Origin of the sequence: Rickettsia endosymbiont of Thecocarcelia acutangulata (assembly GCF_964263195.1) — a bacterium.
Lineage (GTDB): Bacteria > Pseudomonadota > Alphaproteobacteria > Rickettsiales > Rickettsiaceae > Rickettsia > Rickettsia felis.
Genome location: NZ_OZ181652.1, coordinates 362,525 through 385,673 on the forward strand (window position 1 = coordinate 362,525; position 23,149 = coordinate 385,673).

A 23,149-nucleotide genomic window follows, 5' to 3' on the forward strand; every position below is an offset into this window, starting at 1 on the left:
AATCTCGGGCGAATTCCTGAGATTGCCACGCGGTCTTCGACCGCTCGCAATGACGAAAAGGGCATATAATATGAATAACGAAATATCTAATAATTTTATAAAATTATGGTGGCGGAGTACCGATAGGCAAATAATAATTTCTTTAATTATCTTATTTGCTTTTAGTCTAATGCTTGTTACTACTTCCGGCTCAGCAGTAGCAAGTAGAATAGGGCTTGAAGAAAGTTATTTTGCATCTAGACAAATATTTTATTTAGCTGCCGCTTCAGGGCTTATATTATTATTTTCATGTCTTAATAAAAAATGGTTAAGGCGTTTTGCAATAGTTGGGTTTATTGCTAGTATAGTTTTATTAATAGCAGTTAAATTTGGGGGTTATGAAGTAAAAGGGGCAGTGCGATGGATTAATATTTTAGGTCTATCTATTCAGCCTTCGGAATTTATCAAACCGTTTTTTGCGGTTGTTACAGGCTGGATATTATCGCTAAAATTTAATGATGATTTTCCAAGTTTTACGATTTGTGTAATACTTTATTCTATGGTTGCTATTCTCTTAATTATTCAGCCGGATTTTGGAATGCTTGTAATGATTACGGCAGTTTTCGGTATTCAGCTGTTTATTGCGGGTATGCCGATATTTTGGATTGTTCTAGCCGGTTTTTTAGGAATGATAGGAGTAACTATCGCTTATTTTTGGTTACCGCACGTCACGCAAAGAATTAATTCATTTTTAGATCCCGATAGTAGCGAGAATTATCAAGTTAGTAAGTCTCTTAAGGCTTTTGAGCATGGTGGGTTATATGGACGAGGTCCAGGGGAGGGAGCAGTAAAGCAGGTACTACCCGATTCGCATACGGATTTTATTTTTGCTGTAGCAGGTGAGGAATTTGGTGCTATTATTTGCCTTATTGTTATAGGTATATTTGCTTTTATAGTATTAAGAAGTCTTATTAAGTTATTAAACGAAACAGATAAATTTGTACAATTCGCTGCTAGCGGTATAATTGCACAATTAGGGCTTCAAGCAATAATTAATATGGGTGTGACCTTGCATTTACTTCCTACTAAAGGTATGACATTACCGTTTATTAGTTACGGTGGTTCTTCAACGCTTGCAATAGCTATCGCTACCGGTATGCTTCTTGGCTTTACAAGACACAGAACACCTTTAAATTCGTACAAAATTCGTAATATTGAAATATGAAAAAAATAATTTTAGTAGCAGGTGGTACGGGCGGGCATTTTTTTCCGGCTGTTGCTCTTGGGGAAGAATTAGTGAAACGTGGATATGAAGTTCATTTTATTACTGATTTAAGATGCCAAAAATATATAAATCAGAATATGGGGTTAATTTTTCATATCTTAGATTTAAAACGCTCAGGTAATATTTTTTTATTTTTACCAAACTTATCAATTGCGATCTTAAGAGCTATTAAATTATTATATAATATCAAATCTTCAGCTATTATAGGATTTGGCGGTTATCCTGTTATAGCTCCAATGTTTGCAGCAATTTTTTTAAGAGTACCGATTATAATTCATGAACAGAATTCTTACCTTGGAAAAGTTAATAAATTTTTTGCAAGCTTTGCTAAAAAGATAGCTATTTCTTATGAAGACGTAAAAAATTTACCGGAATTTGCAAAAAGTAAAATAGTAGTTACCGGTGGGGTAGTTAGGGAGAATATTAGGGAGTTGGATTCTGTAGTGTACTTAGTGTCATCCCGTGGCCCCGTCACGGGGTCCAAAAAAATAAAAAAAAGACTGGATTCTGTGGCGGGGCCACGGAATGACAAGTTTTTTACTATATTCATCTTTGGCGGTAGTCAAGGAGCTAAGCTATTTTCAGAGCTGATACCTGCAAGTATTCAAATTTTAATGCAAAAACAGCCAAATCTTAAATTAAATATAATGCAGCAAGCAGCATTAGATGATCAAGTAAAAATAAAAGATATATACTCTAAATTAAACATTAATTATGAATTTGCTGAATTTTTTGATAATATGGCCTTAAAATATAAAGAAGCTGATTTAGTGATTTCAAGAGCAGGAGCATCTACTATAGAAGAATTGACCTATATAGGGTTGCCGGCAATTTTTATCCCGCTGCCTAGTGCTGCGGATAATCATCAATATTACAATGCAAAATTATTGGAAGATAAAAAAGCAGGATGGTGTTTAGAGCAGAATAATATTTCTGTAGGAAAATTAGCAGATAAAATACTCGATTTGATAAATAATCCTAAGATATTAGAGGATTCTTCACAAAATTTATTAAAAAGAAGAAAAGAAGGGCATGTGTTGTTAAGTGATTTAATAGAAAGAGTGATTTAGGTTCTGTTTTCTGTCATTGCGAGGAAAAACTGTAAGTTTTGATGAAGCAATCTCGTGCTAAAGTCCTGAGATTGCCACGCTCCTTTTAGTCGCTCGCAATGACGTGATGGGAAACATACAACAAGACCAAAAATACCTCAGAATAACAATAATTTAATTAAGCACACAGAACTTTAGTGCTTTATCCTTGCAAGTTTAGCTATTATGTGGCATTAATCATAATAAAAGTTTTGGAATAATATAAATATATGTTAAAAAAAATTATAATATTATTTTTAGGAATGTTTTTACTTTCGGCCTGTACCGATAATTTTAGAAGCTATTTTCAAAGATCCGCAAATAATAGATTAGTTGATAGTAAAGGTGCTAAAGGCGGCAAAAGAAAACCTGTATATAATAATAAATATATTACTTTGGCTAAAAAGAATATAGTAGAAGATAATCTTGATGATGATGACTATGATAGCGATAGTCCTTTAAGAGGAGAAAGAATCGATCCTGTAAAGAGAAATCGTGATATGTATCTTAAGATGATTAAAAGAGATATAGCAAGGCAAAAAGCAGAGTCCGGCTTCGCTGAATCCGATGATGATATGACTTTAAGTAGAGCAAATAAAAAGGTTAGAAAAGACGATAGCGATAAAGAAAAAAGGATGCAAGAGGAATTAAATCAGATAAAAGCAATGCTTAGAGAAACTAAGCGTGATATATCAAAATATACTTGTCCAAATGCTACGGTAAACCAAAATTATGCACCCCCCGTTACAAATTATGAACCTGTAAATTATCCACCGGTAAAAAATAGTAAGCCGTATAATAACAATTCTAAGGTAAAGCAAAAATTTATCCGTGAAGATGATGATAACGGCAGTAATGCTTGTTCGATATAATGTATATCATTTTGCATGGCTACCAAATCGTCATTGAGAGGAGCGAAGCGACGTGGCAATCTAGAAAAAATAATAAAAAAATTCTGTAAATCAGAATTTTTAACTGGATTGCTTCGTCGAATTACTATGTAATTCTTCTCGCAATGACGAAAAACTGAGCCACGCTACAAGACCGGTCAAGTCACGGTATGACAATTGTAATATATTTATCACTATTTAATAAATTTATTGTTTTTCAAATAAGATTATTATTTTTTAATAAAAATTAATATTTAAATATAGAAATATGTTAAATTTATTAATAGGTATATTATGAAAAGTAAACTCTCAGTAAGTACCGCTAGTCTTACCTCTATAAAAGGCCTTCAAAACCCTATTGTTACTGAAATAAAAGAATTAACAAAAAAATTACATTTTAAAGATCAAGAGCTTGAAAAAGCTTACGGGATGGTTTCAGATGATGTTTCTATTCAAGCAACAAGAGAACAGATATTATATGCTTTAAAAGCTGTAGAATCTGCAAAACAACATTTGACAGACAAGATACAAGAATTTTGTAATAAATTAAATGACTACGGCATTTGTGTTGCTTACTCATTTGCTAATTATAAAAGAAGCGGTAAGGATATATTAGAATTTGTATCACCTTATTTATTAAAAAACGCATCTGATATGGAATATATTAAGGCATATATTCCTGAAGCATATATAAAAGAGAGTAATAAAAATGATGCTATGGAATTGCTTGGTAAACGAGAGGTAAGAGACTATTTAGATCAAAAGTCTTCTGAGTTAGTAAGCAAATCGCCTGTACCGTCTACCCCTTCTACAACAGACACATTTAATTATGATAGTGATGAAATTACGATTGCCGGAGAAGAGAAAACGACGCCGAATACTGAACAAGCTTGATAACTCTGTCATTCTGTGGTTTGTCCAGGGGGTCTAGTTAAAAATACTAATATTATTAGTATTTTTAATTGTTTTTATGGATACTGTGGTCGAGCCACGGTATGACACCGAACGGGTTTCTCGAGCCATACAACAATGTTAATCTTTCCAATTTAATTCCGGATAGTTTCTAATTTCAGCTTTGTAATTGCTATTTTTTAACCATCTCTTAGCTGCTTCTAAATATAGGAAAATTATCGGTGTAATATAAAGAGTAAGTAATTGTGATGTGAGTAGGCCGCCAACTACGGCAAGTCTTAACGATCTTCTCTCTGCTCCCGTTGCTCCGACTCCAAGAGCAATAGGCATAGCTCCCATTAATGCAGCTAAGGTAGTCATCATAATCGGTCTAAATCTTATTATACATACTTCATAAATCCGCTTCATGCGAAGATTTATTGCCGGTTCTCTCAAGTTCTAGAGCAAAATCGATTATCATAATAGCGTTTTTCTTAACGATACCGATTAGCATAATAAGCCCGACAAATCCGTACATATCAAGCTCGCTATTAAATATTAGCAACGTAAGTAATGCTCCGAATATAGCAGTAGGCAGTCCCGAAAGTATGGTTATAGGATGCACAAAGCTCTCATATAACATGCCAAGGATAATATAAATGACTATAACGGCAAGCCCAAGCAGTAAGCCAAGATCGGAAAAAGACGACTGAAATGCCTGAGCCGTTCCTTGAAAGCTTCCGGTAATCGTAGCCGGCATTTGTAACTCTCTTATTGCCTCATTAACTTTTGGAACGGCATCACTAATTGAATACCCATCTTGTAGGTTAAATGATACTGTAACTGAAGGTGATTGTCCGAAATGTGAAATACTAAGAGGACCGACATTATTAACGATTTTAGCAAGCGTCGTTAACGGTACTAAATTGCCGTTTGCAGAGTTAATATTGACTAAGGATAACATTGATGAATCTGTTTGATATTTTGGATCTAGTTTTAAAATAACGTCATATTGAGCTGTTGGGGTATATAATGTAGAGATTTGCTCAGCTCCATAAGCTGCATATAAGATATTCTGTATTTGCTCGACCGATATACCTAGTTTTGCAGCTTTATATCTATCAATCTGCACTAAAGTTTGTGGCTGTGCTATTTGTAAGTCCGACGTTACATCAATAAAACCTGGCATCCGTGTAAGCTTGTCTTTTAATTTCGGTGTAAAACTAAATAGCTCATCTTGATCGAGTCCTTGCATAGTATATTGATATTGGCTTTTGGTTGCCTGTCCGCCAATCGTAATGGTCGGTACATTCTGGATATATACCCTTAAACCTACTAAATGATTTAGTTTTGAACGTAGCTGGTCAATTACCTCGTCTGCCCCAATTCGTTGATTTCTTGGTTTTAAGCTAATAAAGATTGTACCCTGATTGACGGCAGAATTTCTACCTGAAACACCGACTGCCGAAAAGAATGAATCTATATTAGGATTTTTAAGTAATACATCGCTTACTTGCTGTTGTTCTTTTACCATCGCATCAAAGGAAATAGTTTGGGCTGCTTCAGTAAAAACTAAGATTTGTCCCGTAGAATGTTCTACTACCGTTTTTAAACTGGTACCGTATTTTTGTTTTATATATTCAAAGGCTTTTTCTGTTAGCGGTAGGTCGTCATTGCTAGGCATTAAAGACGCCGTGGCAATCTCGGCTTGTTGTCGTGAGATTGCTTCGTCACTACGTTCCTCGCAATGACGGTCTTTTAAAAACACATTACATAACATAGGTGTTACGGTTATTGAAATAACTCCCGAAAGCAAAATAGCGGTAGTAATAACAACGGCAAGTTCATGCAGTAATTTCCCTAAAATTCCGCTCATAAATAATATCGGAATGAATACTGCCATTAGGGATAAAGTCATTGAGACGATAGTAAATCTTATTTCTTTGGTACCGTTAATACATGCCGCTATTTTACCTTCACCTTTTTCCATATGTCGTGTGATGTTTTCAAGCACTACTATTGCATCGTCTACCACGAAACCCATCGCAAGCGTTAGAGCCATTAAAGACATATTATCGATGCTAAAGCCGAATAAGTACATAAAGGCAAAAGTACCGACAATAATAAGGGGAGGGCAATAGTTGGAATAATCACGGATCGTAAATTATGCAGAAAGAGAAATATAGCAATCACTACAAGTATTAAAGCAAGTAACATAGTAAAATTAGCATCATTTACCGATTCTCTGATAGAAATTGACCTATCAAACATGATATTAATATTAACACCCTCAGGGATTTGTCTGCGGAGTAACGGCAATACTTCTTTTATAGAGTCGACTATTTCAATAGTATTAGTATCCGGTTGTTTCTGAATAGCAAGTATTACCCCCGGCTTATCCCTATACCAAGCGGCTATTTTATTGTTAGCTACGCTATCGATGGCTTTACCTATATTTTTAAGAAAAAGCGGGTTACCGTTTTTATAAGTTAGTATTAAATCGTTATATTCTTTAGCATTTTGTAACTGCCCGGGGGCTCTAATGCTTGAGTAGATATCTTTGCCGTATAAAGCTCCGGTCGGTAAATTAACGTTGGCAGAGCTGATAATATTTGATACTTGGTCAAGCCCTATATTATTTGCTGCCATTTTAACAGGATCAACCTGCACACGCACTGCATATTGCTGTGAGCCGTAAACTTGTACCTGTGCAACGCCCGGTAACATTGATAAACGCTCAGCCATAATTGTTTCGGCGTAATAGTCCACGGTATATAAAGGGAGAGTATCAGAGGTTAAAGATAAATAAAATATAGGTGCGTCGGCAGGATTTACTTTACGATATGAGGGTGGGGTAGGTAAGTCGTTCGGTAATTGCTTAGCGGCGGATGAAATAGCTGCTTGTACGTCTTGTGCTGCGGCATCTATATCTCGGTCTAAATTAAATTGCAAAGTAATTTGAGTAGTGCAGTTACTATTAACCGAACTCATCGAATCAATATCGGATATTGTCGAGAATTGCTTTTCAAGCGGTAATGCAACCGAAGATGCCATAGTGGTCGGATCGGCTCCGAGCAAGCTTACTGAAACCTGAATAGTAGGGAAATCGATATCAGGTAAAACGCTTACCGGTAATAGCTTATAGCCGAATGCTCCAAATAGCAAAATAGTTGCCATGAATAAAGTAGCAAGAACCGGACGCTTAATAAATATTTCTGAAATACCCAATTATTTTTCTCCTGTTTTATATTTTTTTCCGTCATTGCGAAGAGGTATTGCCCGTGTGGATCGTTTTATGTCATCCCCGCCGTCTTTTATGTCATTCCCGCGTAGGCGGGAATCCAGCATAAAGCAAGATAAATCGAGCTTTTAATTTCAAAAATTTGCTGTATTTATACCTTTTTTCTGGATCCCCGCCTACGCGGGGATGACATCTTATTCCCTAACGTTCACCTCTGCTCCGTTAGATAATCGTAGCTGCCCGTTGGTTATTACCGTTTCTCCTTCGTCTATACCGCTTTTAATAACGATAAAATCATCATTAGAAAAAACTATATCTATATTCTTGACCACAGCTTTATTATCTTTATCAACGACAAATACATAAGGTCCTTGATCATTAGTTTGCATTGCTTTAGACGGAACTATTAGAGCATCTTTTTCGGTATAAATTGTTAAAGATACACGTACGAACTGCCCGGGCCATAATATTTCATCATTATTAGTTAATGTTGCTTTAACTTTGATAGTACCGCTATTTGGGTCAATTGCATTGTCAACAAACACTATATCACCGTCTTTAATTTCCTGATTGTTTACGGTTTTAACCGTCAAAGCCAAGTCATTAGATTTTTGAGATTTATTAATACGATCTAGATATCCTTCAGGTACGGAGAAACTGACATAAATAGGCGAGATAGTATTTATAGTGACTAGACTTGCAAAATCCGGTGACACTAAATCACCTATATCTAAATTACTCTCACTAAGTTTACCGTCAAAAGGAGCTACTATTTTTGAATACTCGATTTGTAAATTAGCATCTGCAATAATTGCTCTATCTCGCTCAACAGCGGCTTTAAGCATATTCATATTAGTTAGCATCTGTAAATATTGCTCTTCCGAAATGGCTTTTTCTGCATATAAAGCACTATATCTTACCTCTTTTTTTATAGCATTTTCAAGGTTATAAGTATCGCTTAGTAAATTTGCTTGTGCTTGCTGTAATTGATTTTGAAACGGACGAAAATCGATTTCATATAATAAATCACCTGCTTTTACTTCTTGTCCGTCATCAAAATTTACACTTAATATTTGTCCAGTAACTTGAGGTCTAATATCGGCACTTTGGTAAGTTTCAGCTGCTCCTGCAAGCTCTATCACATAAGGTACGTCTTTTCTGATAACTTTTGTTACCTCAACCGGAGCTGCTATAGTGATTTGTGTACTGCTTTTATGATGGTGTTTTATTACCCAAAATACTAATATTACTATTAGTATTAGTAATGTTATCAATATCAAATTCCGTATTATTGTTTTAAGCATTGTTTTAATGTGTTTGTGTTATTTCTGCTAATTTTATGTCATTCCCGCGAAGGCGGGAATTCAGTAATTAAAAGATGCATACACAGTAAGTTTTTAAAATTAAAAGCGGAGTTTATCTCGCTTTATACTGGATTCCCGCCTTCGCGGGAATGACATAAAAATCTACCACTCCCCGCCCAAAGCATGAAAAATATTAACCATAGAACTTAGCTGTGAAAGCTTTATGGCCACCCCATCAATTTCATTTTGTAGTACGTTTTGTTTAGCTGTAAGTACTGTTAAGTAATCTATATTACCTCGTTTATAACGCTGATCGGCAAGCTTAAATATAGATGTTAAAGCTGCTTCATTTTGTTGCCATATATGAAAATTATTACTTGATGTTTGTTCAAGCGATAAAGCATCCATAACTTCCCCGAAAGCACTACGTACTACTGATTTATATGTAGCTATATATTGTTCTTTAATGCTTTCGGCAATCTGTACATTAGCTCTAGTTTTACCAAAATCAAAAATAGGTCCTGCTATGTTGCCGCCTACCTGCCAAGTCTCAGCAGAGTTAGTAAATAGAGTATTAAGTTTATTGCTACCAAATCCTATTAAGCTTGTTAAAGAAATTTGTGGAAAATAAGTAGCTTTTATTGCTTTTAAGTTTGCATCTGCTGCTAGTAAATTCTGCTCTGCTGCTTTAATATCCGGTCTTTGCTCTAAAAGTTCTGACGGTAATATTTTAGGTAATACCGGTAGAGCAGGGAAGTAATCTATTGGTTTATCACGATAAATTAAGCCGTTTACTATATTTTCAGGAGTCCTACCTACTAAAATTTTCAAAGCGGTTTCCTGTTTGTGTCTTTGTTGTTTTAAAGGCGGCAATGACAAATTAGTAAGTGCAAGCTCGGAAGCAGCCTCACTAACCGATATTAAATCACCCACACCAAGATTATATAATTTCTAATTTAATTTATAAATTTCCGTTTGAGCCTCAATTAGTTTCTCAGTTAGATATATTTGTTTGTCTAATGCTAAAAGATTAAAGTAACTTATAGTGACGTTACTTATAACCGATAAACGTACCGCTGCCTTGCTATACTCGCTTGCAAGGAAAGTTTTTTTAGCCGATTCGCTAGCATTTGCAGCAGCCCCCCATATAAATCCAGCTCGTAATTAAGCACGCTTGCTAGCCCAAAATTATTAGAGAATTTTGGCTCATTCGGTGCTTTTGTTTCCTTGCTGTTTTTTGTTCGATTTGCTCCGTCTTGTAAATTGATTTGAGGAAACCTATAAGAATTAACAAGATTAAGCTGTGCTTTTGCAGCAAGCACATTACTCATTGCCAATTCAATATCAGAGTTACCGGTTAAAGATTCTTCGATTAGCTGATTTAATACCGGATCGTTAAATTGTAGCCACCATTGCTGCGGTATATTATCTTTTTGTGCTAAAGAATAATTATTCCAAGTAGTAGGTAATGAGAGTTTAGGGGGAATATTATCGTGTTTTGCATTGCAACTATATAGCAGGAATATAAAAATTGATATAGCAAGTATGTTATTTTTAGCTTTTTTATATAAATACTAATATTATTAGCATTTATAGTTATTTTTTTGGATTCCTGCTTTCGCGGGAATGACATAGAGTAGTGCAGGAACGATAATAAAGTGATACAAGATAGGTTCATTAAAATAAATTAATATTAATTATGAATTTTTAAACTACTATGTCAATATAGACTATTATTTTTCAACTAACTATTTTTGTAACTGCGTAATAATGTTGCTAACTTTTCAGAAACAACTTTAATGTCATAATTTTGTTTGAGAGTAAGATAGGCATTTTTAGAAAATTCCTTTGCTTTTATAGGGTTATCTATTAAGTAGGTAATTTTTCCTGCTAAATCTTCGCTAGAACCGATATTACAAATAAGTCCGTTTTGTAGATGTGTTAGAATTTCTGCAGGTCCTTCAGTATCCGTACTAACGATAGGTAGCCCTGCCTCCATTGCTTCAAGCAATATAATGCCAAATGGTTCATGAAGAGACGGTAAGCAAAAAATATCGATCTGCTCAAAAAATTTATCTCTATCGTTAATCCATCCGGTAAATGATATTTGATTTTGTAAGTTAAGTTTGTGTACTAAGGTAATTAAATTATTTTTTTCTTCCCCACTACCGCCTATAATAGCTTGAATTTTATATTTTTCTTCTTTTAAAATTTTTATAGCATTAATAAAAACATCAACACCTTTTTTAGCTACGAATCTTGCTAATACACCAATTACGATAGGTTTTCTATATGTTTTATTTGGAATAAAATCTTTAATAATATTTATCATATTCGGTAGGATGCATATCCTAGATTCGGCAAAATTATTTTTTAGTAAAAATTCTTTCATATGATGCGTCAGAGCAATAACAAAATCACATTTACGTAGTCCTTTTAAGGTATAATTATGAGCGATACCGATTAATTTTACATTTTGTGATTTAGCAAATTTACTAAAATTTATTGCTCTATTACCGTGTGCTATAATTATATCGGGTTTAATTTTGTAGATTATATATTTAAGAATAAGTACCGATAACGGATCAATCGGTATTAAGTTAGGTAGTTTAAAACTTGTCTTATGTAGAAAAGAATTTATTTTTGCTTTGTAAGAAGTGATATTTATAACCTCAATTTTTTGCATTTCAAGAGCTGCATTATAATCTAAAAATGCTTGTTGAATTCCGCCAAGATCACGACTTAGCATAATATTAAGTATCTTCATTACTTTAACTTTTCGATTCCTTCTTCTGTTAAATCGGTAAATTCCATAATTTCATCTAAAGGTCTATTTTTTGCTAACATTTTTTTAGCCATAGAAATTTTTTGCCTGGCTTCTCCTTTGGCCTCTCCTCTTGTTTCTCCTCTTGCCTCTCCTTTAGCTTCAGCATCCATAATTTTTTGTTCTTCTACGGCTAAATTATCCATTTCGGTTTTTATCATTTTTTCATAAGTATTTAACTCTTCTTCAGACCAGCTAGCTTGATCCAAAGCATAAAAAGCTTTTTTAATTATTGGGTCTTCACCTATCAAATGCTCCATTTCTTCTAGAGAGCTTTCATGTGCATGTTTAAAGAAATATGCCCATTTTTCTTGAAGATTCTCTAATTGATCTAATTCTTTATTAAATTTCTCAAGCTCTAAAAAAATAAAATAAAAATCTTGTAAGTCGTTCTCGTAAGTCTTGGTATTAAGAAGCCTATGATTTGATCTCCAATCTTTTTTATCGGGAAATAAAATAAAATCAGCAATAGCTAGGAATATTACTCCTCGAAGTTTTGCGTATACTGCCATTTTTTTATGATTCTCATCCTCTTTGAGTATTTGCCTTGAATAGGTTTTTGCCGCATAAAGTTGAGCTCTTTTCTCAAAACCCGGATGTTTACTTTACTTGCATCTCTACGATGAATTGAGTACCGTGTTTATCTTTGCACAATACATCTACTATAGATTGTCTGCTGCAATATCAGGATCTTGGTTAGTTTTTAAAAAAGTAACTTTGGTAATTACTTCTTCTCCCGTATAACCCAAAATATCATTTAGAAAATGAATAAGTATATCCTTGTTTTTTTCCGTGCCGAAAATTTTTAAAAATGCGTAGTTATTTTTAGGGTCTAAGAAACGTGAAATTAGCATAATAGTCTATATTTTTATATATCATCACTTCATTATAGCAAATTCCAAGAAATTTGCTATAATACAATTTCCTAATATATAAAACATTATGATTAGTAAAATTAATTTTGTAAAAATGCATGGTCTCGGTAATGATTTTGTTGTTGTTAACAAACGAGATTTATTAAGTTCATATGATTTATCGCAGCTAGCAAAAAATATGGCTGATCGTCATACAGGCATCGGTTGCGATCAGTTTATTATTTATGAAGAGCATAATGATTTTTATGAGATGATTATCTATAATATAGACGGCTCTAGTGCTAAATTATGCGGTAATGCTACAAGATGTTTAGCCAAGTTAATTTATTTTGATACGGGAAAGAAAGATATTACTGTAATGGTAGGCAATAAAAAATTGCTATGTAATGTGGAAGATGAAAATAATATTAGCGTTAATGTAGGAAAGGTTAGTTTTAATGAAGCTTGGATGCCAAGCCGTGATAAAATTTGGGAACTCGCAGAGCGTTATATGATTGATTTAAAGGAAACTATTTGTGTTGATATAGGTAATCCGCATTTGGTTATTTTTAGTAAGTTAGAACCTCAAGATCAAAAAATTGTTGGTGAAAAATTACAGGCTAAGGAATTATTCACAGATGGGGTAAACGTTAATTTTGCTGAAGTAAAAGATAATAAAATCTATTTATCTGTTTGGGAGCGAGGGGCAGGATTAACTCTTGCTTGCGGAAGCGGGGCTTGCGGTAGTTTTGCTGCCGGTTTAAAGCTCGGTTTTATCCATTCACCGAGTACGGTAGTATTTAAGCATGGCAGCCTTACTATGAAAGAAGAAAACGGTAATATAATAATGCAAGGAGCAGCTACGCTTGTAGCACGTGGGGAATATTATTGTGAGCAATAATTTAAGACAAGAAGTAGTAACATTTGGCTGTAGACTTAATATTTACGAAAGTGAGATAATACGAAAAAACTTGGAATTATCGGGTATCGATAATGTGGCAATATTCAATACTTGTGCAGTAACTAAAGCAGCTGAGAAACAAGCAAGACAAGCTATCCGCAAGGCTAAAAAAAATAATCCTGATTTAAAAATTATCGTTACCGGTTGTAGTGCTCAAACAAGTCTGCAAATGTACGGTAATATGCCGGAAGTTGACAAAGTTATAGGTAACGAAGAGAAGTTATTACCTAGCTATTACCAAATTACCGATGAAAAAATAATAGTTAACGATATAATGTCGGTGAAAGAGACGGCAGGTCATTTAGTAAGTAATTTTGACGGTAAATCTCGTGCTTTTATTCAGGTACAAAACGGTTGTGATCATTTTTGTACTTTCTGTATTATCCCTTACGGTAGAGGTAAAAGTAGATCAGTACCGATAGGAGCTATAGTGAGCCAAGTAAAGCATTTAGTACTAAACGGCTTTAAAGAGGTGGTATTTACCGGTGTTGATGTTACGGCTTACAGTTCAGATTTACCAGGAAGCCCAACATTTGCACAAATGATTAAACGAGTTTTAAATTTAGTGCCTGAACTAAAAAGGCTTCGTTTATCTTCAATAGATGTTGCAGAAATAGATGATGAACTTTTTGAGCTTATAGCTTATAGTGAGAGAATAATGCCGCATTTTCATATTAGCTTGCAAGCAGGCGATGATATGATATTAAAACGTATGAAAAGACGTCATAATAGGGCAAATGTAATAGAGTTTTGTCGAAAGTTGCGGGTTATAAGACCGGAAGTATCGTCAGAAGCGGAATTACAATATTTACATGTTTTTCCTTATTCGGAAAGAGAAGGAACACCTGCAGCACGTATGCCGCAAGTACCGAAAGCTATAAGGAAAGAAAGAGCCGAAATTCTAAGACAAGAGGGGCAGAATCAGCTATCTGAGTTCTTTAAGAAGCATATAGGTCAGAAAGTAGAGTTATTGGTAGAGAATAATAATATCGCCCATACCGAAAATTTTATTCCGGTAAAGCTAGACAAACCTTTAGAAATAGGGCAGATATTTAAAGCGAAGTTGGTGGGGATAGAGGAAGGGCATATGAGGTGTATGTTGATTTAACCGCCTCGTCATTGCGAGGAGCCGTAGGCGACGTAGCAATCTCATGAAATAATACTAATTCCTAAGATTGCCGCGTCGATCAAAAAACGTCCTCTGTGTCATCCTGTGGCTTGTCCACGGGATCCAGTATAAAGCGAGATAAATCGAGCTTTTTATAGCTGTATTTTTTATTACTGGATCCCGTGGACAAGCCACGGGATGACAGTGTTAACATAAAACAAACAAAAAACATCATGGAAAATATAGAAACAATATTAAGGTTTGCTGAGGAAAAAATCTTATTAGTACAAAACTTAAAAGAACTACAAGAATATAAAGTAGAATTTTTAGGTAAAAACGGTATAGTGACCGGTGAGCTTAAAAAATTAGGTAGTTTTAATGAACAGGAACGTAAAGAATTTGGCTTAAAAATCAATAAATTAAAAGATAAAATACAGAATATAATAAAAGCAAAAGAAGAAATTTTAGAGGAGCAGGAACTAAATTTAAAACTTGCTGCCGATAAAATTGATTTAACAATCCCTGCAAGGAGATATAAACAAGGTTCTATTCATCCAATAACACAATGTAGTGAGGAGTTAATACAAGTATTTTCGCAGTTTGGTTTTACTATAGAAAACGGACCGAATATCGAGAATGATTTTCATAATTTTACTGCTCTCAATTTTGAAGATGACCATCCCGCAAGGCAAATGCATGATACTTTTTATTTGAAAGGTCAAGAAAACAATAAACCGCTGTTATTACGTACTCATACCTCAACAGTGCAGATTAGAGCTATGAAAAACGGCAAACCACCTTTTAGGTTTATAGCACCTGGTAGGACTTATAGATCAGATTCGGATATGACGCATACGCCGATGTTTCACCAAATAGAAGGACTTGTTATTGATAAAAATATCAATATGGGGCATTTAAAATATGTTATCACGGAATTTATAAAAAGCTTTTTTGAAAATTCTAATATTGAATTACGTTTTAGACCCAGCTTTTTTCCATTTACCGAACCTTCTGCCGAAGTTGATATTCGGATGAATAAAAACGATAAATGGCTTGAGGTACTCGGTTGCGGGATGGTCCATCCAAACGTGCTTAAAAATGTCGGTATCGATAGTAGCGAGTATCAAGGTTTTGCTTTTGGGCTTGGGGTAGAGCGTTTTGCAATGCTAAAATATAATATTAAAGATTTAAGACAATTTTTTGAAGGAGATATGCGTTGGCTTAAACATTATAATTTTGGGAGCTTTGATATACCGAATTTAGCAGGAGGGCTTACGAAATGAAATTTACGTTATCATGGTTAAAACAATTTTTAGAGACTTCTAGCACAGTTACTGAAATAGCCGAAGCCCTAACAGCTATAGGTCTTGAAGTAGAAGAGGTGATAGATAAAGCGGCAGAACTACAAAAGTTTGAAGTAGCATATATAGCAAGTACTAAACCTCACTCGTCAGCCGATAAGTTAAAACTTTGTGATGTTGAGACTAAAAGCGGTATGCGACAAATAGTTTGTGGTGCGAGTAATGCAAGAGCAGGTATAAAAGTAGTACTTGCAAATATCGGAATAGAAATACCAAACGGTAAGTTTAAAATTAAGGAATCTATTATTAGAGGTGAAAAAAGCTGCGGTATGCTTTGCTCTGAAGAGGAATTACTGCTAGCTTCAGAGTCTGAAGGGATTATAGAGCTATCTGAAGATGCTGTAGTTGGAGAGAATTTTACTAAATATTACGGTTTAGATGACCCTATATTTGTTATTAACGTTACTCCTAATCGTGGTGATGCACTTGGAGTTTACGGCATTGCAAGAGATTTAGCAGCTAAAGGAATAGGAACACTTAAAGAGCTAGAAATCCCGGAAATAAAAAGTACATTTACTTCTAAAATGAAGCTTAACGTGCAAGACAAAGCAGCCTGTCCTTTATTTACTTTTAGAGAAATAAGAAATTTAAAAAATAAACCAAGCCCTGATTGGTTACGGAAATTATTAAAAAATGTCGGGGTAAAAACTATTTCAAGCTTAGTGGATGTAACAAATTATATTTCTTATAGCTTTGGGCAGCCGATGCATGCTTATGATGCGGATAAGATAAAAGGGGGGATTAGTGTAGCACGCCATTGCGAGAAGCGTAGCGACGAAGCAATCTCAGGACAACAAAAAGAGATTGCCGCAGCTGCTTTGCAGCCTCGCAATGACGTAGCTAAATTCCACGCTCTAAACGGCAAAGAATATTTACTTACCGAAAATGATTTAGCTATAAAAGATGAAAGCGGTATCCAAGGTCTTGCCGGTGTCATTGGTGGGGCTAAGAGTAGTTGTACTGATAGTACGACTAATATAATACTGGAAGCTGCATGTTTTAATGCTAAAATGGTTGCAGCTAGCGGGCGAAGATTTCAAATTGATACGGATGCTAGATATCGTAATGAGCGTAATATCGATAGAAATTTTACGGAAAAAGCTTTAGACATAGCGACTAATCTTATTTTGTCAATATGCGGAAACGGTGAAGTATCGGAAGTAGTGAAATTCGGTGAGAAAGAGCCTCAAAAAAAAACTTTAGATTTTTCAGCATACTATTTAGAAAAAATTACGGGAATTAAATTAAATATCAAAGAGATAGAAGCTATATTAAATGAACTAGGATTTATTACTGATGTTAAAGGTGAGATTATAAAGGTAATAGCTCCCTCTTGGCGTCATGATATAACTATTTTAGAAGATATAGCTGAAGAAATCGCTCGTATTTACGGCTATGATAAAATAGAGAGTATAAAACTACCCGAACTAGACCAAGATAATAATAAGCTAAGAGAGCATAAAAGAATATCTAGTTTTAAAAGGATATTAGCAAGCAAAGGCTATGATGAGGTAGTAACTAACTCTTTTATGAGTAGTGAAGATGCAAAGTTGTTTGCTGAATTAAAAGAAGAGTTATTTTTGCTTAATCCTATTAGTATAGGAGACAATTATATGCGTCCTACTATACTGCCGAATTTGTTAAGTATAGTAAGTAAAAATCTAGCACGCTCTATAAAAGATATGGCTTTTTTTGAAATTGGACCGAGCTTTATAGATTTAAATACGGAAGCAACTTATTTAACGGCAATTATAAGCGGTTCATATAATAATAAAAATCCTCATTCGCTTGGACGAGGCTATGATATTTTTGATCTTAAAGGCGATTTAGAGCTGGTAGTGGATTATGCAGGACTATCTATAGATAAATGTATAGCAACAAATGGGACAGCATTGCCACAATATTATCATCCAACTAGAGCAGTAAATATAGGGCTTGGTAAAAATTTATTAGGTCGTTTTGGACAGATACACCCTAAAATCTTGAAATATTACGATATTAATCAGGAAATATTTGCATTCGAGCTAAATATTACAAATTTGCCGTTGATAAAAGCTAAATTCGGTAAAAGAGACGAATTTGCAGTATCGGATTTCCAAGCTAATTTTAGAGATTACGCATTCATTGTTGATCAAGATCATAGAGTCGGTGAAATAATATCATATATAAATAATTTTAATAAAAAGCTTGTCAAATCAGTTATATTATTTGATATTTATAGCGGTGATAAATTACCTGAAAGTAAAAAATCTATAGCCATTAAAATAGAGCTACAAGCAGATGATCGTACTTTAACTGAAGCTGACTTAAATTTATTTAGCCAAGATTTAATTGCAGCTATTGAACAAAAATTTCAAGGAACATTAAGAGAATAACAATATGTTAAAATTAATAGTTGAAACAAAAACGTTAGTTCAGTCCCTAGGGTTTGCAAGTTCCGTTGTTGAAAAACGTAATGTAATACCTGAATATGCAAACATTAAATTATCGGCAAAAGACGGCAATCTAGAGCTTAGTTCTACTAATATGGATTTGTACTTAAGTCAAAAAATAGCAGTACAGGTAGTAAGTGAAGGTGAACTTACCGTTTCTACGAAAACTCTAAATGATATAGTCCGAAAACTTCCGGATTTCGAGCTTACATTAACAGATTTCGGTACAACGGGACTTGAAATCAAAGGAAAAAATTGTAAATTTAATTTATTTACTTTGCCGGTTAGTTCTTTTCCTCCAATGGATAGTATTAATCCTGAAGCAAGTTTTAAAATTTCCTGCACGGATTTTGCTAAAATAATCGAATCGACAAAATTTTCGATTTCTTTAGATGAAACTCGTTATAATTTAAACGGTGTTTATTTACACATAAAAGACAAAGAGTTTTGTTCGGCAAGTACCGATGGGCATAGGCTTTCGATTTCATGGGTAACATTAGAAAAACAAATAAAGAATTTTGGAGTTATATTACCGCAAAAAAGTGCCGAGGAAATTTTAAAAATAGTTAAAGATCCTAAAAATATAAATGAAGATATAGAAATTTTATTAAGTAGCAATAAGATTAAATTTATATGTAACGAAAATACTATTATGCTATCAAAGCTTATAGACGGTACTTTCCCTGATTATAGTGCTTTTATTCCGGAAAGCAGCAGCTCAAAATTAGTAATTAATCGAAAAATATTTGCAGATAGTATAGAAAGGATAGCGATAATAACCGTTGAAAAATTTAGAGCGGTAAAATTATCGTTATCTCGTGAAACCTTAGAGATTAGTGCCATCGGTGAAGCAAGAGGTAACGCAAAAGAGGTTATTAATTCTTCACAAGATAAGGAAAGTTTTTATGAATATAATAGTGATGAGTCTTTAGCTATAGGCTTTAATCCGCAATATTTGGAAGATGTCTTAAAAGCCGTGAAGTCGGATTTAGTAGAACTATATTTTTCAGATGTTTCAGCACCGGTACTTATTAAATTTCCTGAGAATCCTAAAGATATTTTTGTCGTCATGCCGGTTAAGGTGTAGAGTAGTTATATGTCATTCATGCAAGGTATTGTTGCATGGATCAAAAAGCACACTTGGTGTCATCCCGTGGCTTGACCACGGGATCAAAAAAACACTTAAAGTATTAATAATTTTATTATTTTTAGCTGGATCTAGCTAACAAGTCGCAGTATGACACCGAAAGATTCCCGCTTCTAGCTATGAATGACATAGAGGGGTATAGGAATGACATAAAAGACGGTGAGAATGACATATAATTAGTTCAAATAATTTTGACTAATAGCCAAAGCTTCTCTATTATTTCCCTCAAGCACCCTAATTAAATATTGGTTATGAAAAAAATTATCGGATTATTTTTTGTAATTATACTTAGTGCAATAAGTACTAGTATCTTAGCGGATGATTATCCAAAAACAGAACGAGAGCAGAAATGGGACGAAGTAGGTTCTATAGCAGGTGAAGAAGGATTAGTTTTTAGACCGGGCAGGGTAAAAAACGAATCTACTAAAGCTGTAGGAGGCTCGGTTAATAAATATCTTTGGCAAGCAGCATTAGAGACTATAAGTTTTGCTCCTCTTGCATCAGCTGACTCAAACGGCGGTGTGATTATTACGGAATGGTATAGCCCACGCTCTAATCCTAATTTTCGATTTAAAATCAATATATTTATCAAAGACGATGTAATAAGCCCTGATTCAATTGAAGTGAAAGTATTTGAAGAAATGCTTAAAAATAAACAATGGGTACTTAATGAAAACACCTCAAATCTTGCTATCACGCTTGAAGATAAAATTTTAAGAAAAGCTAGAGATATATATATTAATAGTGCGAGGTAATGACTCCGTCATTGTGAAGAGGTATTACCCAACCCGTCATTGCGAGGAGAGAAGCGACGTGGCAATATCGTGAAGTAGTATAAAACTTCTGAGATTGCCGCATCGATGCTACGCATCTCTTCGCAATGACGAGACAACTGATCCATGCAATAAATCCTATGACGACTCAGTATATAAATTATAAAAAAATATGAATCAAATAGAACAAAAATGGCAACAAATTTGGCATGATGAAAAAGCTTTTGAGGTATCAAACGAGAGTAACAAGCCAAAATATTACGTACTTGAAATGTTGCCTTATCCTTCCGGTAAAATCCATGTAGGTCACGTACGCAACTATTCTATAGGTGATGTTATTGCAAGGTTTATGACTATGCAAGGTTTTAACGTGCTTCATCCGATGGGCTGGGATGCTTTTGGGCTACCTGCCGAAAATGCCGCAATAAAAAATAATTCTCATCCGAAAGATTGGACTTATTCTAATATCGAAAATATGAAAAAGCAGCTAAAATCTATGGGCTTTTCTTATGATTGGTCTAGAGAGATAAATAGTTGTGATCCGCAGTATTATAAACATGAGCAGAAATTTTTTTTAGAGCTTTATGAGAGAAATCTTGCTTATCAAAAAGAATCGCTTGTTAATTGGGATCCGGTTGATAATACCGTTCTTGCAAATGAGCAAGTTGTAGACGGGCGTGGTTGGCGTTCAGGTACAATTGTTGAGAAGCGTTATTTAAAGCAATGGTTCTTAAAAATCACCGATTATGCTGAAGAGTTATTAAATGAAATTCAGAATTTAAAAGAGTGGCCTGAAGCCGTTCGCTCTATGCAAGAGAAATGGATAGGTAAATCAATAGGTGCTAATTTTCATTTCAAAATTAAGGATAATGAAGATAATACTATAGAGGTATTCTCAACCAAACCTGAAACTATTTTCGGAGCTGGTTTTATAGGAATTGCCTTTAATCATCCGATAATAGAGAAATTAATTTCTAAGACACCTGAAATATTGAGTTTTATAACTAAATGTTCGCATATTACAGGAAGTAGCGAACTAGAAAAGGCTGAAAAAGAGGGAGTCTTTACCGGTCTTTATGTCATTCATCCTTTCGATTCAAATATAGTTTTACCGGTTATTATTACGAATTTTGTGTTAATGGATTACGGCACTGGTGCTGTTTTTGGTTGTCCTGCTCATGACGAACGTGACCATGAATTAGCTGTTAAAATGAATTTGCCTATTAAGCAGGTAATTGAAACGGATATTGATGTACAAAAGACCGCTTATACGGAAGATGGAATTTTGGTTAACTCAGATTTTCTAAACGGCTTAACTAGTAATGAAGCAAAACAAAAAGTAATCGATGAATTTGAGAAACTAGGCATAGGTAAACGCAGTGTAAATTATCGTCTAAAAGATTGGGGGATTTCTCGTCAACGTTTTTGGGGATGTCCTATTCCTATGATTCACTGCGAAGCTTGCGGTATAGTTCCCGTACCGTGCAGTGACTTACCCGTTACGTTACCTGATGATGTTAGTTTTGACGGTCACGGTAATCCGCTTGATCATCATCCTAGTTGGAAACATGTTAATTGTCCGAAATGCGATAAGTCGGCTATTCGTGAAACCGATACTTTTGATACATTTTTCGAGTCATCTTGGTATTTTACGAGATATTGCAATAGCAATGCTACAGAGATGACCGATAAAAAAGCTTGTGATTATTGGCTACCGGTGGATAAATATATAGGCGGTATAGAACATGCAGTAATGCATCTATTATATGCAAGGTTTTTCATAAAAGTAATGAACGAGCAGAATTACGTAAGCGTTCGAGAGCCTTTTAAAGGGTTATTTACTCAAGGAATGGTGCTGCATGCTACCTATAAAGACGAGCATAATAATTGGTTATATCCTGAAGAAGTAGTTAAAAAAGGTAATGAATTTTTTCATAAGGAAAGCAATAATAGAGTAGTGCAGGGACGCATTGAAAAGATGAGTAAGTCTAAAAAGAATCTCATCGATCTTGAGACGATGCAAGAGCAATATGGGGCTGATGCTATTAGGCTTTTTGTATTATCCGATAGTCCGCCTGAGAAAGATCTAGAATGGTCGGTAAGCGGTATTGAAGGCTGCTCACGTTTTATTAATAAGCTTGAGCATATGTTTGAGGCGATAGCTTCTTTAAAAGATGACGTGAATAGCGAAATTAACAAGGAACTCAATAGATTAGTGCATTTTACCATAAAGCACGTCGCAGACGATATAAAGCATTTTGCCCTAAATAGAGCAATAGCACGTATGCGTGAGCTTTCTAATGCTATATCTGCTGAGCTTAATAAAGAAGCGGTTGATGTTAAAACCGTAAGATACGGCTTTAATGTTTTAGTTCAGCTACTAAACCCTTTTATCCCGCATATTACGGAAGAAATTTGGCAGAAGCTCGGCAATGAAGAGCGGTTATATAATTCAGCTTTTCCTGCATTTGATGAATCAATGTTAGAGTTATATACATATATTATGGCAGTGCAGGTTAACGGCAAACTCCGTGATACCTATGAGTTTAAAACTGCCGCAAGTGAAGATGAAATAAAGCAAATTACCGTTAATCTGCCAAAGGTACAAAAGTTTTTAGAAGGAAAAGAGCCGAAGAGGATTATTCTCGTTCCTCGTAAAATTGTGAATATTATTGTTTGAATAGTGCTTGTGAAAAGGCCTACTCGGTGTTACCCCCGTGGCTTGACCTATAGTACCGGACAATTTTTAAAAAGTCCTCGATGTCATCCTCGCGAAAGCGGGGATCCAGGCTAAAAAATCTTAATTTTAAAGATTTTTTATTATATCGTTTTTTTAGGGTAAAACTTTAAAAAAGCTTTAAAGTACTGGATTCCCGCTTTCGCGGGAATGACATATAATAAAAATTGTCCGGTACTATAGGCTTGACCACGGGGTCTAGTTAAAAATACTAATAATATTAATATTTTTAGTTATTTACTGGATACCGTGGACAAGCCACGGGGTGACACCG

The 23,149-nt window shown here is 34.5% G+C and carries 17 protein-coding genes and 3 pseudogenes; 11 read left to right on the forward strand and 9 right to left on the reverse strand.

Annotation, left to right across the window (positions count from 1 at the left end; genetic code table 11):
• Positions 1 to 70: 70 nt before the first annotated feature.
• The 4 genes from ftsW (at position 71) to ACE38Q_RS02000 (ending at position 4,136) form a co-directional block, all read left to right on the forward strand.
• Positions 71 to 1,204, forward strand: coding sequence for a putative lipid II flippase FtsW (gene ftsW / locus ACE38Q_RS01985; protein WP_500189899.1), 1,134 nt, complete (start codon positions 71 to 73; stop codon positions 1,202 to 1,204).
• Entirely contained in the window at positions 1,201 to 2,334 is a 1,134-nt protein-coding gene (gene murG, locus ACE38Q_RS01990) for an undecaprenyldiphospho-muramoylpentapeptide beta-N-acetylglucosaminyltransferase (protein ID WP_500189900.1), read from the forward strand. Before ftsW ends, murG begins: the two co-directional genes overlap by 4 nt.
• Before the next feature lie 248 nt (positions 2,335 to 2,582).
• On the forward strand, positions 2,583 to 3,224 hold the full coding sequence (locus ACE38Q_RS01995; protein WP_500189901.1) for a hypothetical protein: 642 nt from the start codon (positions 2,583 to 2,585) through the stop codon (positions 3,222 to 3,224).
• Positions 3,225 to 3,536: 312 nt separating this feature from the next.
• Complete coding sequence (locus tag ACE38Q_RS02000) at positions 3,537 to 4,136, forward strand: hypothetical protein (protein ID WP_500191399.1); 600 nt, start codon at positions 3,537 to 3,539, stop codon at positions 4,134 to 4,136.
• 36 nt (positions 4,137 to 4,172) lie between these two features.
• Here ACE38Q_RS02000 and ACE38Q_RS02005 read toward each other — a convergent pair.
• The 9 genes and pseudogenes from ACE38Q_RS02005 to ACE38Q_RS02045 all read right to left on the reverse strand — a co-directional run.
• A pseudogene (locus tag ACE38Q_RS02005) lies at positions 4,173 to 4,269 on the reverse strand (permease); the annotation flags it as partial.
• A gap of 5 nt (positions 4,270 to 4,274) precedes the next feature.
• A complete protein-coding gene (locus ACE38Q_RS02010) occupies positions 4,275 to 4,562 on the reverse strand; it encodes an efflux RND transporter permease subunit (RefSeq protein ID WP_500189902.1) in 288 nt (95 codons plus the stop codon).
• A pseudogene (locus tag ACE38Q_RS02015) lies at positions 4,546 to 7,310 on the reverse strand (efflux RND transporter permease subunit). Before ACE38Q_RS02015 ends, ACE38Q_RS02010 begins: the two are co-directional and overlap by 17 nt.
• A gap of 258 nt (positions 7,311 to 7,568) precedes the next feature.
• On the reverse strand, positions 7,569 to 8,678 hold the full coding sequence (locus ACE38Q_RS02020) for an efflux RND transporter periplasmic adaptor subunit (RefSeq protein ID WP_500189903.1): 1,110 nt from the start codon (positions 8,676 to 8,678) through the stop codon (positions 7,569 to 7,571).
• A gap of 162 nt (positions 8,679 to 8,840) precedes the next feature.
• Complete coding sequence (locus ACE38Q_RS02025; protein WP_500189904.1) at positions 8,841 to 9,611, reverse strand: TolC family protein; 771 nt, start codon at positions 9,609 to 9,611, stop codon at positions 8,841 to 8,843.
• An 18-nt stretch (positions 9,612 to 9,629) separates the two neighbouring features.
• Positions 9,630 to 9,827, reverse strand: coding sequence for a TolC family protein (locus ACE38Q_RS02030; RefSeq protein ID WP_500191208.1), 198 nt, complete (start codon positions 9,825 to 9,827; stop codon positions 9,630 to 9,632).
• Positions 9,734 to 10,009 (reverse strand): hypothetical protein, encoded by a 276-nt coding sequence (locus tag ACE38Q_RS02035; protein ID WP_500189905.1) that lies wholly within the window; start codon positions 10,007 to 10,009, stop codon positions 9,734 to 9,736. The genes ACE38Q_RS02030 and ACE38Q_RS02035 overlap by 94 nt, the downstream gene beginning before the upstream one ends.
• A 413-nt stretch (positions 10,010 to 10,422) precedes the next feature.
• Positions 10,423 to 11,445 carry a glycosyltransferase family 4 protein gene (locus tag ACE38Q_RS02040; protein WP_500189906.1) on the reverse strand — a complete coding sequence of 341 codons (1,023 nt, stop codon included), beginning with the start codon at positions 11,443 to 11,445 and terminating at the stop codon, positions 10,423 to 10,425.
• Positions 11,445 to 12,356, reverse strand: a pseudogene (locus ACE38Q_RS02045) (Rpn family recombination-promoting nuclease/putative transposase). Before ACE38Q_RS02045 ends, ACE38Q_RS02040 begins: the two are co-directional and overlap by 1 nt.
• A gap of 88 nt (positions 12,357 to 12,444) precedes the next feature.
• Between ACE38Q_RS02045 and dapF the strand changes: the two are divergent.
• The 7 genes from dapF (at position 12,445) to leuS (ending at position 22,818) form a co-directional block, all read left to right on the forward strand.
• Complete coding sequence (gene dapF / locus ACE38Q_RS02050; RefSeq protein WP_500189907.1) at positions 12,445 to 13,257, forward strand: diaminopimelate epimerase; 813 nt, start codon at positions 12,445 to 12,447, stop codon at positions 13,255 to 13,257.
• The gene (locus ACE38Q_RS02055) at positions 13,232 to 14,425 is read left to right on the forward strand and encodes a MiaB/RimO family radical SAM methylthiotransferase (RefSeq protein WP_500189908.1); all 1,194 of its coding nucleotides are present in this window, start codon (positions 13,232 to 13,234) and stop codon (positions 14,423 to 14,425) included. Before dapF ends, ACE38Q_RS02055 begins: the two co-directional genes overlap by 26 nt.
• Positions 14,426 to 14,658: 233 nt before the next feature.
• Positions 14,659 to 15,708, forward strand: coding sequence for a phenylalanine--tRNA ligase subunit alpha (pheS, locus tag ACE38Q_RS02060; RefSeq protein ID WP_500191210.1), 1,050 nt, complete (start codon positions 14,659 to 14,661; stop codon positions 15,706 to 15,708).
• Positions 15,705 to 18,161, forward strand: coding sequence for a phenylalanine--tRNA ligase subunit beta (gene pheT, locus ACE38Q_RS02065; protein WP_500189909.1), 2,457 nt, complete (start codon positions 15,705 to 15,707; stop codon positions 18,159 to 18,161). Before pheS ends, pheT begins: the two co-directional genes overlap by 4 nt.
• A gap of 4 nt (positions 18,162 to 18,165) precedes the next feature.
• Positions 18,166 to 19,305: a DNA polymerase III subunit beta gene (dnaN, locus tag ACE38Q_RS02070; protein ID WP_500189910.1), complete on the forward strand. Its 1,140-nt coding sequence runs from the start codon at positions 18,166 to 18,168 to the stop codon at positions 19,303 to 19,305.
• A gap of 311 nt (positions 19,306 to 19,616) precedes the next feature.
• Positions 19,617 to 20,120, forward strand: a complete 504-nt coding sequence (locus ACE38Q_RS02075) for a DUF3576 domain-containing protein (RefSeq protein WP_008579838.1) — start codon at positions 19,617 to 19,619, stop codon at positions 20,118 to 20,120.
• A gap of 190 nt (positions 20,121 to 20,310) precedes the next feature.
• The gene (gene leuS / locus ACE38Q_RS02080) at positions 20,311 to 22,818 is read left to right on the forward strand and encodes a leucine--tRNA ligase (protein WP_500189911.1); all 2,508 of its coding nucleotides are present in this window, start codon (positions 20,311 to 20,313) and stop codon (positions 22,816 to 22,818) included.
• Positions 22,819 to 23,149: the final 331 nt, after the last annotated feature.